This window comes from Pararhodobacter sp. CCB-MM2, assembly GCF_001691415.1.
Lineage (GTDB): Bacteria > Pseudomonadota > Alphaproteobacteria > Rhodobacterales > Rhodobacteraceae > Pararhodobacter.
Genome location: NZ_LRRR01000054.1, coordinates 1 through 11,903 on the forward strand (window position 1 = coordinate 1; position 11,903 = coordinate 11,903).

Annotated in this window: 11 protein-coding genes and 2 pseudogenes; 3 read left to right on the plus strand and 10 right to left on the minus strand. The window is 59.2% G+C overall.

The genetic code is table 11. The features are described from left to right. Positions 1-345: 345 nt before the first annotated feature. Positions 346-627: pseudogene (locus BCY78_RS25025) on the minus strand (RES domain-containing protein); the annotation flags it as partial. A 458-nt stretch (positions 628-1,085) separates the two neighbouring features. Here BCY78_RS25025 and BCY78_RS23825 point away from each other — a divergent pair. Further along, positions 1,086-1,802, plus strand: coding sequence for a hypothetical protein (locus BCY78_RS23825; RefSeq protein ID WP_068305025.1), 717 nt, complete (start codon positions 1,086-1,088; stop codon positions 1,800-1,802). A 475-nt stretch (positions 1,803-2,277) separates the two neighbouring features. On the opposite strand, the gene BCY78_RS25035 is transcribed toward BCY78_RS23825, so the two are convergent. After that, the gene (locus BCY78_RS25035) at positions 2,278-3,171 is read right to left on the minus strand and encodes a LysR family transcriptional regulator (protein WP_083195278.1); all 894 of its coding nucleotides are present in this window, start codon (positions 3,169-3,171) and stop codon (positions 2,278-2,280) included. A gap of 237 nt (positions 3,172-3,408) precedes the next feature. Here BCY78_RS25035 and uppS point away from each other — a divergent pair, with 237 nt between their 5' ends. Beyond that, positions 3,409-4,119, plus strand: coding sequence for a polyprenyl diphosphate synthase (gene uppS / locus BCY78_RS23840; RefSeq protein WP_068306812.1), 711 nt, complete (start codon positions 3,409-3,411; stop codon positions 4,117-4,119). Positions 4,120-4,300: 181 nt separating this feature from the next. Here uppS and BCY78_RS26375 read toward each other — a convergent pair whose 3' ends face one another. The 6 genes and pseudogenes from BCY78_RS26375 to repA all read right to left on the minus strand — a co-directional run bounded on the left by BCY78_RS26375 (position 4,301) and on the right by repA (position 10,010). Next, complete coding sequence (locus BCY78_RS26375; protein WP_369808727.1) at positions 4,301-4,681, minus strand: integrase core domain-containing protein; 381 nt, start codon at positions 4,679-4,681, stop codon at positions 4,301-4,303. A 47-nt stretch (positions 4,682-4,728) separates the two neighbouring features. Further along, positions 4,729-4,866, minus strand: coding sequence for a hypothetical protein (locus BCY78_RS26135; RefSeq protein WP_233499488.1), 138 nt, complete (start codon positions 4,864-4,866; stop codon positions 4,729-4,731). A 289-nt stretch (positions 4,867-5,155) separates the two neighbouring features. Further along, positions 5,156-6,163 (minus strand): annotated as a pseudogene (locus tag BCY78_RS26140) (transposase); the annotation flags it as partial. Between the two features lie 180 nt (positions 6,164-6,343). Next, a complete protein-coding gene (repC, locus tag BCY78_RS23855; protein ID WP_068306805.1) occupies positions 6,344-7,474 on the minus strand; it encodes a plasmid replication protein RepC in 1,131 nt (376 codons plus the stop codon). Between the two features lie 314 nt (positions 7,475-7,788). Further along, positions 7,789-8,805: a plasmid partitioning protein RepB gene (gene repB, locus BCY78_RS23860; protein WP_068306807.1), complete on the minus strand. Its 1,017-nt coding sequence runs from the start codon at positions 8,803-8,805 to the stop codon at positions 7,789-7,791. Beyond that, entirely contained in the window at positions 8,805-10,010 is a 1,206-nt protein-coding gene (gene repA, locus BCY78_RS23865) for a plasmid partitioning protein RepA (protein WP_083195279.1), read from the minus strand. Before repA ends, repB begins: the two co-directional genes overlap by 1 nt. Between repA and BCY78_RS25755 the strand changes: the two genes are divergently transcribed. Further along, entirely contained in the window at positions 10,003-10,173 is a 171-nt protein-coding gene (locus BCY78_RS25755) for a hypothetical protein (protein ID WP_158516001.1), read from the plus strand. The two genes, repA and BCY78_RS25755, sit on opposite strands and share 8 nt — an antisense overlap. A 69-nt stretch (positions 10,174-10,242) precedes the next feature. Here the strand turns inward: BCY78_RS25755 and BCY78_RS26380 are convergent, their stop codons facing one another. Together BCY78_RS26380 and BCY78_RS23875 are read right to left on the minus strand one after the other, a co-directional pair. After that, positions 10,243-10,782 (minus strand): tyrosine-type recombinase/integrase, encoded by a 540-nt coding sequence (locus BCY78_RS26380; RefSeq protein WP_068306808.1) that lies wholly within the window; start codon positions 10,780-10,782, stop codon positions 10,243-10,245. A gap of 531 nt (positions 10,783-11,313) precedes the next feature. Further along, positions 11,314-11,903 (minus strand): tyrosine-type recombinase/integrase (locus BCY78_RS23875; protein ID WP_145925759.1); only part of this gene is annotated, 590 nt, incomplete at its 5' end.

The window sequence follows — 11,903 nt, forward strand, 5'->3', positions numbered from 1 at the left end:
GGCTTCCCAGCTCGAAGCAGATGGCCTTCGCAGAACGACTTGCCCGGGTCAAACAGCGCGCCGTGCCAGAGGAGTGTTTCCGCGACAAGGGGCTGATGTCAAAATGGATCGACGGGAATAAGTGACGGGTGTCAGCTGGTGTATGGCTTGTCGGCACATGAATCCATCAGAGTTTCCCTCCGCCTACGAAACGCTGCTCGAAGTGCTTCGGTCGGTGGGGGCGAACAGTCCAACGCCTTAAGGAACGGATGATGGTCACATGGCTTCAAGTTCGTGACGTCCCCGCTGTTGTAGTTTGCCTGTTTCGTTTCTTCTGCCCCTAAAAGGCACATGCACTGCAACTTGTCAGCCGCCAGCCGCCAGCCGCCAGCCGCCAGCCGCCAGCCGCCAGCCGCCAGCCGCCAGCGAGTAGTACGGTGGCACATCCCACACAAGATCCCAACACGCGCACGGACGAACATTCTGATTTGCGCGAGGCTCGAAGCAAACCAGGCAGTTCCCGCCCGGTGCCGGAGCCCGCACCGAAGGGTAAGTTCGGCCCTTGGATCCGCCCCGACGCAGATGCTGTGCCAGACTTTGGCCCTCGGGATACCCGACAGCCGGATCCGGATGCAGCGCCGGATTGCCGGCCTTGCTCCCACCCCGCACGACAGTGGCGCAATGCGGTGCAATCGCCGGAGGTCAGCGCGCACTAAGACATGTCCTTTTACATGCCGCACTGGCCGCAGCCTGGAACAACCCCATCCTGAAGGCAATCGCACCAGCCCTCAAAATACACGGAAAACTCTACAAGCTGGTCATAGTCGCTATCGCACGCAGGCTGGTTACAATCGCAAACGCCATCCTCAGAACAGGCATCCCTTGGCACCCCTAACTCGGTAGGTGAAAATAGTTGCTAGTTTTAGTCATGCACTTCGTGAGAAACGAGCTTTATGATGGCCGCGAGGTGATCTGCCTGGCGTTCATGGTGTCGGGGCCCAGCAAGACCGATTGCGCTGTTGTAGATGATAATGCTAGGCACCGATCCCACAACACGTGGGTGGACCCACGGCAAATGACTTCAAGCAGAAGCGAGCCTTTCTCCGATGGAAACGCACACGATCATCGCCTACCACCTTTGTACTTACACTTGGGCGCTGACCTATATCGGCATCATCTACCGGGGCTTCAAAGACCAGTCCTACGGCATGCCGATCGTGCCTCTGACGCTGAACCTGGCCTGGGAAATCGTCTTCGCGCTGTTCATCCCACCCTATGGCAGCGCCGACAGCGAGCTGATCCCCTATGGCGGTCTGAAAGCGCAGGTCATCTTCCTGATCTGGGCCACGCTGGATATCGTGATCCTGTACACCTACTTCAAATACGGCCATAAATATTTCCAGCGTTCCTATAATCTTAGCAAGGGGCACTGGATCGGCTTCACCGTCTTCATGATGATCTTCTCGTTCTTCATCATGTATTACGGCGGGCTCTTCTTCTGGCAGTTCGAGGTCTATTTCAACAACGACCAGATCGAGGGTGCGAAGATGATTGCCTTCATCCAGAACGCCATCATGTCGATCTCGTTCATCGCCATGTATTACATGCGCGGCAACACCGACGGCCAAAGTTTCACCATCGCTTGGGCGAAGTGGATCGGCACCTCGATGACGGGGGGCATCATCTACATGCTCACCCGCCCCGAGGACGGGAAGTTCGTCATCACCTTCATCGTCGCGATCTTCGTGGCCGACGTCTATTACATGTGGCTGATGTACCGGGCGCTGAAGAAGCAGGGCATCAACCCTTGGACGCGGCTTTGACGACGCTCTACGGCTCTGCGCCGGATCGGCTTGGCATAGGTGTCAGATCCCGGAAGAGATGTTTTCGGGAAGCAGAGCACCCCGGATAATTGGATCTTCTGCACAACAGCAGTATGATGCTGCAAGGTGCCCGATCTGGCGGCACCTTAACCGACGCAGAGAACCACCCAGGGATCGCATGCTCAAGTTTCGGGAAGTCCCGAAAAGGTGCTTCTTTGCTCGGTCGAGGTGGCCATTCCGGATTGCGACAAAGCCATGACGAGTAACCCGCAGAGGTCATGACGCGCGTTGTCAACCCCCGGGTCTGGGATGTCGTCGAAGCCAAATGCGGTTCCCCTACATCGACTTTCCCATGAAGAGAGCTCATCGCCGAAGGAAAGTGAGGTCATCAGAGATTAAACACATAGGCAATGCTTGGCTTGGGCAGAAGAACTCAGATCAGCGAGAGATATTGTGATCGTATGAAAGGCAAGTGTTACGGCCCCTCTTGGATCTCCTTAAGAAGGATGCTTAAAATTAGCGAGTTTCGATGAATTTTGCGGAAGTGCAAGTGGTATGGCTGCCGGTATATCATGTAGTCGTCCAAGACTTTCACGAGGGGCCTATGTGCAGGTTGATTGCTGATCACGTCCAAAGGCAAATACGCAACTCCTATGCCTTGCTGCGCAGCCTGCAATGCGAGCGCTAAAGTCTGCACAATTACTATCTTCTCTGAAGAAATGCGTTGTATTTCGCCATCACGCAAAAAATCGCAGCTGTACTTTTTGTTATTCTGAGCATCTTGCAGCATTATTATGCGATGCGAGACAATATCTTCTGGAACAATGAGGGGAGAATGTTTGGAGAGATAGCTAGGTGTCGCGACAATCGCCATCTGGATCCGGTCGCTAATTCGAACGGATTCTACGCCTTGCTCAAGCTCCGAACCACTTCTTACCCACGCGTCCAGTGCTTGTACACTGTGGGGCAGGGCCTCAACCCGATCGCACAGACGCACTGTGATCTCAGGGTATCGGCTAAGGACCGATGCAATGACAGGCAGGAGGGCAACCTGTGCGGCATGTTCCTCTGCGGCGATGACCAAGGAACCGGCTACTGCTTTTCCAGAATTCTCTAGTTTGTCAAGCTCATGACCAATATCATGCAGGCGTGGACCCAGCTCTCTGAGGATCTCTTGGCCTTTTGGTGTGAGTTGGATGCTACGAGTTGTGCGCACGAATAAGTCCACACCGAGTCTGGATTCCAGGCGACGCACAAGTTGGCTGACAGCCGACGGCGTTACCCCCAAAGCCTCTGCTGCCGCACGGAAGTTCAAGAGCTCGCAGACAACCACGAACGCCGTAAGTTCTCCAATAGTTCTATGACGCATCGTGGGACTCTCCCATTAGAAGTGCTTCGTTGTTCCAGATGCCTGCCAGCAAGGGCGGCCGAAAAGCCTAAACTCGATGAGACACTGCGTTGTGTTTCGGGCGTGAAACTGAGTATATCGCTCGACGCGTTTGTGTCGCGGAGATAGGTAGTTTGCGACTCTTTTCGCAGTGGTTCGTATCGTTGCCTGCGGAGACAAGACGGAGCGTGCCTCTTGGAGCTGGAACGGGATTATTTGATGGTGGGCGCGGATCGCATCCCTTTTCATGTTGCTATCATCATGGATGGCAATGGCCGGTGGGCGACACAGAAAGGCTGGCCTCGTCTGGTGGGGCACCGTAAGGGTGCAAGTCGAGTGAAGGAGATTGTTCGCTCGGCGCCGGATCTTGGGATCTCGCACCTGACAGTCTATGCATTTTCCACGGAGAATTGGAAGCGATCGACTGAGGAAGTCCTTGGTCTCATGGCGCTCTTTGCGCGGTACATCAGGCGAGAAGCAGAGAACCTCTCGTCGGAGAATGTGCGGCTTCGCTTTATCGGGGATCGGAGCAAGCTGAACGCGAAGTTGCAAAGATTGATGGGGTGGGTTGAAGAGCGAACACAAGGCAACACAAAGCTCACGTTTACGATTGCGATCAACTATGGGGGCCGCGACGAACTCGTGCGCGCGGCGCGACATCTTGCACATTGTGTGGCAAACGACGGCCTTGATCCCGAGCAGATTGATCTGATGACGGTCGCCGGCTCGCTTGATACGACGGATATCCCTGATCCTGATCTCGTGATCAGGACGTCGGGGGAAACGCGGGTGTCGAATTTCTTGCTGTGGCAGGCTGCTTATGCGGAGTTTTTCTTCACAGAGACGCTTTGGCCAGATTTCACTCCCGATCATCTTCGTGAGATTTGTGACGTCGCTCGAAGACGTGTGAGGACGTTTGGCGGCTACTGAGCCAGACGGATGGGTTTCAGTTCAGGAGAACTGATGCAGCGAAATAGCTCCGTTCGACTTAATAGGTTCAGTGCGTTTCCTAACAGGCTGCTGGCAAACGGCGCAGTGGGGAACGGCTTTCTTGTAGGCGGATGATTGTCGGAGCTGGATCCTGTGCAGGCAGGCCAGGCGGCACTTTCGCTCAACAGGCCGCAAGCAACTTGGGCAGTCTCGCCAGAGTGCAGGCGACCATCGTCAAGGTGAAGCAAGCGCGCACTCGCTCGGTGCCGCTATCCATGGTCCCGGCCATGCCGTCGATGTATCGACCCAGCGGAATCTGCTCAGGTAAAGCCGCTGATCTGAACGCCTCGCCCGGCCTGTGCATCGCAAGAGCCTGATGAGAGCGGCGGTTGTTGCAAACGCTGGCCCAGTCGCCGATGACGCGTGAGGCATGCTGAATGCTCTCGAAGCGATGGCGATGAACGCATTGCTCTTTGAGCGTGCGGATGACCCGTTCGACCTTGCCGTTCTGCTGCAGGTAATGCGGAATGATAAACTCCTGCTTCAGGCCATAGCTGCGCACCAAGGCCGTGAAGTGCCGGCTCGTAAAGACCAGCCCGTTGTCCGACCTCAGAAGGAAATCCTTATCGAATTTGCCAGTGTGCCGAACCTGGCAGTCAAGGCGTGCTCGAGCGCGGCTTTGGTCGGCTTGTAATAGACCTTCCAGCGCGGCACTCCGAACCAGGCGCAGAGCATGGCGACCGGCACCGTGACGTCCTCCGCAAGACGGCCCTTGAGCTGCTGCTCGTAATGCTCACGGCTGTCTGTCGACCGGGTTGGCGCGCAAGGAATTCTCCCTGCCCCGCCTCGCGTCCTCGATCCGGCTCTAGATTTCGGATGGCGTCAGGTCAAACGAACGGCTGGCTTCGACCACCGTCGTTTTGCATTGGATGATCTCGATGACGAGCACTCTTTTGCCCTTCGCCGTCCAACGTCTGATCCTGTTGTCCAGCGTCCTACTCACCGCCACGTTCTCCCTTGTAGCATGAGCAGATCTTCATAGGGTCGATACATAGACGGTTTTGATCCAGCCGAATGGTTCCTCGATTTTCCTTCGACGCCGCTGTGACTTGGCATAGCCAGGTGCCTGGTCGTGCATCCGTCGATAGCTGAATGCCGGGACTTCTGAGCAACATGAGGTGTGACAACCATCTGGCGTAGCTCGGCGACCAAAATCGGTGCTGTCGTAGCCGCGGCCGACTACCAGGGTCAGCCGGCGGGTCGAACCGGGCGAGTGGCGATGAAGCATGTCGATGACGGTACGGCGTTCAGCATGGCCGGCCGCCTGCGTCAGATCGACCTGAACGACCAGGCGGGAGCTCTTCTCGATGAGACTATGCCCCGTGAAACAGTGTGCCGCGCCTGTGCGTTGCGATCTCTTAAATAACCGGGCATCGGCATCAGTCACTGAGGCATAAGTCGCGTTCGAGCGTCGTTCACCGCCGTAGTCGACTTCTGCGGTACGGTTGCGGCGTGCGGGGGACTTCATCGGTTCGCGCTCGGGCGTGGGTTGATCAAGGGAGGATGTTGGTGATTTACCGCCGCCTGGCGGAACACCCAGCGCGTCGTTACGGTGGGCACCTCGTTATCATTCGGCAGGAAGTTTTTCATCAATGCGGAGGTCGTCACCAACTCACCAACGACTTACAAGTGATGGTCAGACAGCAGCGGTGCTAGTTCCCGGTGCGTCAGGATGGCGGCCAATAGCTTACGAGATATGTCCGTCGTCAGCAGTCGGTCTCTTTTCTTCATGAACATGGTTGGGAGCCATGCAGGACCATCGATCCACAGGCCGACAAACCTCCGGAACAGCAGGTTTCAGGCCATATGCTTCATCACCTGACGATCGGATGTAGTAGATGAACTGCAGCAGACTGGCCCGGATCAAGTGTTTCGGCGCGTTGGAGTGCTGACCCTCATCGGCGCAGAGCGGGTCGAACTTGTTGTCCAGTGAACGCAGCGCACGGTTTTCGCCGGACTCGATCTTTCTCAGTGGATGCCGTGCCGTGGTAGCGATGATTCATGTGCTCCGATGGGCGTCGAGACAGAGTATTTCAGCAGCCTGTTAGGACGGATTACGCGGATTCTTGTCTTAGCTCTGTAGGTGTGCCGTCTTAGGTTGGCGCGATTGCCCGCGGGCAATCTATCTAAGTCTCGTGTATCTAGACATCCGTCACGACCCGTCTCACCGATTGCCCGCGGGCAATCGCGCCAACACTTGGCCCGTCCGCCCCACTTGCCGTGGTTCCAGCATTAGACTTCGTGCGAAGGCATTGGCTTTTGGACCTATCATCAGTGCGCGGAAATAAGCGCCCGGTGAGCGCACGTTGATTCCAGCTTGTGCAATCCTCATGACGGCCCCAGCGGCAAAAGCGGGCCCAAGCGCGCGCGCGCCTTCCTGCAGCAGGCTACGCGGGATGCCTATCAGGGGACCGAAGGACCAAGCGAAACGCATTACGTCTTCATCGTTGCGCAGCGGCGCATCGCTGAACGCCGTGGCTTCGGGGCAGGCTCGTGCGATCGCAAGTAGATCTGGCGCGTCTTTCCTTTGCCGGTCCTCTTGGTGCGCGACCGCCCCAGGCTTCTCGCTGATCTTTCTAAGCTCTGTTTCGGGTGTAGCTTTCTCTATCGCATAATTAGGTGAGCAAGATAACAAAGATTCTTCTTTCCTTGTTTCTTGTATGTGCCGGCCATTCTGGCTGTCGCAGGCGGCCAAAATGGCCGTAGTGTCGATGGCGGCGTTGGTTTCGTGGGCGGGGATCCGTGAGAGCAATTCATCTGCTGCGGACAACAGTGCCGTCGCTGAGAGTTTTCGGCGTAGCTTCTTGCGAGGCTCTGTCAGTTCGCACTCTTCGAGATCACCCTGCGTTTCAGCGCGTTTCAGGGCCAGCAACAGCACCTGTCGAGCCTGTTTGATCTCGGCTTCATCCGTGCGAACGGCCCGGGCATGGTCAGCCAGCGAGGTCGCGAGTGAGACGAGGGGGCTGACATCGAGGCCGAACACAAGATCACCGGCAGGGGCGCTTACCCGAAACCGCTTGCCGTTTGTCGATGATCGCCGCTGGATGAGGCCGAGCTTGACCAGTTCGGTAATGTGGCGTCGCAGTGTGCGGTCGGACGTCGCGGCGCGCTCGCATAGGATACGATTGCCAGCGTGGATGACGAGACGGTTGCCCTGCGTGACGAAGCTCAGGATGGCTTGTAGGCTGCGCAGAGCACCCGCCGAGAGGCCGAGCGACTTGTGTGCGACGCGCAGGTCATTGTAGGCTGCCCAGAGTGTGTCGCGGGCGCCTTGGGGGGCGAGGGTGTGTGCCATGCTCTTCTTGCCAGTTGCCGGGCAAGGCCTCGACCCCGAAAATTATCGGGTGAAGACAACAATCCGGATCCTGACGAATCTGGGCCCAGATCTCTATCAATTTGAGGATACAAGCCTTCGTTCCGACAAATCGGTTCTTGTCGAAAACGAATCACGCTGCTAAGGTCTATTTGCTAAGTAGGGGCCTTCGGGCGGGGCGTGATTTGCTTACGGCAGGTGATCCTCGTCTGGAGGCCTTCCTTATTTCGGCGTCAATCTGGCCCTCCTTTCTGTATTGGGCGGGTGGTTCGGACAGGGGGCTCCTGCCCGTTTCGTCACGATGGCTTGCGGGTGTCGTTCCGCCAGCGTTCATAGATATCGTTCAGCACAACATCCCGGTTTTCACGCAGCCAATCAGTCAATCCGTCCGGTTGCCCTGAGACCGGGATCTGGATCTTCAGACCCTTCCGGGTCATGTCCACATCGAACAGGATGCGATGCCCGGGGTCGCCGAGCACGACGCGCCGAGAAGACGGTTCGGTGGTGGGCCGCAGGGGCTTGGATGCCGCCGGGGCAGGGGGCTCGGGTTCGTCGATCATCTGGTGCACATGCACGAGCGCCGCGGCCAACCTCGCGTCTCCATCCGTCGTCGAGGAGAGGTCCACTTGCACAAAGGCCGCATCGTCAAAGCCAAGCGCCCGGGCCTTCTTGCAGGCCTCGGACAACTCCAGCCAGGCGCGCCGACCTGTCCCGTGGCAGGGGCCGATTACCTCGATGAAAGGCAGGCCCACGGCCTCGATGATGCCCCGGGTGCGCGCCAATTCGCTGACATGAGCGCCGATCGTGTCAGCGATCACATCGCGCGGCATCTCAGCATCGTCAAGCAGCGTCTGCGCGAACAGCGCCCGTTCGATGTAGCTCAGATCCAGCCGCTGACTGTTCTCGATCCCTTGAGCGAGGATAGCTTCCTCATCCTTCAATTCGCTGACTATGACCTTCAGTGGCTGCCCTAGCGCGATTGCCGCCGCCAGCCGCCGCCGCCCATACACGATCTCGTAGCGATCGCTTTTGCCGCGGACGGGGCGGACCAGCGCAGGCACCAACTGACCACGCTCGCGAATGCTGCAGACTAGCGCTTCGAACTCTGGGTCTGACTGATCCATGCGGTCGCGCCACCGCGAACTCTCGATCTTGTCTGTGGGTACGTCACGCACCAGATTGCCTAGATCCCGTCGCATCAGCGCCAGCGGACTGACCGCCGAGGAGCCGACCGGCAGCGGGGGGCGGGACGGGGCATGCGGGGTGCTGGCGCCCGAGGAACCGGGCGCGCCGAACAGGTTCTTCCTCGCCATCAGTCTCTCCCCCAAGCGCGATCCATCAGCATTTCGACCTCCCGCACGACAGCGTCGAAGCTTTCCCGTGCGCGGTCATAGGCCGAGCGTGTCACATCGCCGCGGTTGATCTCGTACAAGGTCTGGTTTGTCATGCCGGCGTCCGACACGACGGTTGATTTCAGGAAGGGCGAGGTCATCACGCGGTCGCCGAACTGCGTGCGAAGGAACGCCGCTAGTTGGGTCTGCGGTGCGTCCGTGGGTTCGTAACGAGCGATAACATATCGGACGAAATCGTAGTCAAAGCTCGCGCCGTGCTCCATCAGGACGCCCAGCATGTCGGTGGCCATCCGCAGGAACTGCGACAGCGAATCCACATCGATCATCGATGGTATGACCGGGATCACCAGACTGGTCGCGGCCACCAGCGCGGTCATGGTCAGGAAGCCGAGGGACGGCGGGCAGTCGATGATGACGACGTCGAAATCGGCCTCAACCTCAGATATCGCAGTTTTCAGGCGCAGGAACCAGGGTTCGTCGGCGCTGCGCTGCATGGCGTGGAAGGCCGAGAATTGCTCGAACTCGGACAAGACCAGAGCGGCGGGGGCGACATGGAGGTTGTGTAGGAAGGTCGGGCGCACGACATCGCGCATCGATCGCCGGTCCTCGTAGCGGATAGCGTCATAGATCGTCGGGCGGGTCAGCGCGTCGCTTTCCGGCTCCACCCCCATGATTGTGGACAGCGAGGCCTGAGGGTCCAGATCGACAATTAGCGTGCGATAGCCGTGGAGCGCGAGGCCGGTGGCAATCGATGCCGAGGACGTGGTCTTGGCCGAGCCCCCCTTAAACGACGTCACGGCGAGGATCTGCAAGCCCTCGCCCTCCTGCCTCCCCGGGACATAGCGTCCACGTTTGCGGGCCCGCGATTCGAGGGCCTTGCGGATTTCCCAGACGTCTTCGGCGGTGAAATGGATGGACCGGCGGGCATCCTCGGAGCCGACATCCGGGATGCGTCCTTCATGCCGGATAGTGCGCAGATGTTGCGGCGTCATACCCAGAAGGTCTGCAACCTCAGTCGAGGGGAGCAATCGCATTGCCTTGCGCCGTTCCGGCGCAAAATGCCGCCGGATGTGCTCGTCAAGCGCGCTCGCAAGGCGCAACGAGTCGTTGCTCAACGCCTCGAAAGCCGACCGAACGTCTTGTTCTCTGGTGACAAGCATGCCCATCCTCGTCTCGATTTTGGCTATCTTCGCAGCCTTTATTTATGCTTTCAAGGGCAACGGCAGCAAGAAACGTCATATTGCTCCCGATGCGCATGTTCATCCATGCCACGCGCGGCGAATTCAAGCAAGAAAAATGACGTTCTGCGCAGAGAGGCGGAGAATCTAAGGGGTCGCGGGCGCTCTAATCGTGCGCGAATCGACAATAGAGTCCTAAAGACAGCTGAGCGGTCGCAGTCTAGCGGCTTTGGTGAGGTTGAGGCGGAAACCGTTGTTTTTGCGTTGATCGGGCGGGGTCATGTTGGCGGAAACATGGCCCAGCTGCCTTTGCCGATTTGTCGAGACCGGCGCGGAGGGAATGCGCAGAGTACTGCCGCGGGTCGAGGCCGGCGGTCTCAGCACAGGACTTGACGAGCCGCGCGACATGTTTGTCCGAGAGCCGCGCGCCGGTTGATCGCAGATCGTCGCGCGAGACGGCGGTAAACAGCGGCCCGAAGTCAATCTGGGCTTCGTTGAGCCAATGGCTCAGGGCGGTCGCGGGACAGGTTTCCGGGGCGGAGCCTCGGGCAATCTCCACTTCGCGCCAGCCGGTCTTTCGGCGGAGCGTCAGCAAGAGGCCTTCGTCCACGACCTGCACCCAGCCGGCGCTGTTGATAGTATCGTCACGGCCATGATCGAAACCAACCAATTCTGATCGCCGCAGCCCTCCGGCAAACCCGATCAGCAACATCGCCCGGTCGCGCGCACCGCGCAGCTCGCGGGGTATGGTCGGCAGCATCGCTTGAAGATCCTCCGCTAGGAGCGCGGCCTTTGGGGCCGGGGGTTTGGCGTGCTTCCGGCGGATGCCGGCGAGGACGCTGGCAATGTGGCGATCTTTACGATCAATCGGTGTGCCGCGCTGCGCATAGGTCCAGGCGAGCCCCGACAGACGGCGCTCGATCGAAGCGACAGAAAGCGCAGGGTCTTTTCCTGAGGTGCCGCAAGATCGGCGATGTAGAGGCCGACGAGTTTCGGGGCAGAGGGTAGGGGACTGGCGCTTCGGGAGCGGCACCACGCCACGTACTGCGCCCAGTCGGAAGATAGGCCTTATTGGTGTTTCGGGCCTTAGCGTGACGGGTAAAATCGCGCGGGTTCTCCACCAGACGATCCTGCGCAAGCGAGGGCGGGACCTGCGCGGGCTGTGCGGTCGGGTGATCAGCGGGCGTGCTGGCGGGTGGGTTCTTCGGGGTCTTGACCATGGGGCGCAGCGTAAATCCACCGCATCCGATACTGCAAGATTTTCGCCAGTTAGCGACAGTTTCCTTGCTGGTCAATCGCCCAGAAGGTTCGTTGCCGGGTTCTCGGAGATCTCGACATCCGCGTAGTATTTCTGTGCCTGAATCGCGGATCGGTGCAGCGACAGTTCCATCGCGGCCGCCAAGGGGGCGCCGTCCAGCGCCGCCTGTGTCAGGAAGCCCGCGCGCAGGCCATGCGGGGTGGCGTAATCCTCGGGCAGGCCGGCGAGCGACAAGCGATGGCGCAAGATGACCCGCATCGCGTCGGGTGCCAGCCGCCGCTTGAGGACACGATCCGCGCGCGATACCGGCCGGAACAGGGGCCCCGAGGTGAGGGCTGTCACCTCCAGCCAATGCACTAGCGCGCGGGCGGCGGGGCCTTTCAGCGGCAAGCGCGGGGCCTCTGCCTTGCGGGTGGTTTTGGTTTCCAGCAGCCGCAGCCAGACGAGCCCGCGCGCCTCGAACTCGGCCAGCGAGAGGTCACTCACATTGAGCGCCGTGACTTCGGATCGACGCCGCCCGCCGGACGCGAACGCGAGGCTCAACATCGCGCGGTCCCGGATGCCGCGATGGCTGTCGTCGCAGGTGCCCAGAAGGGCCGTGAGCACGTCGCGCGTTACGGGGC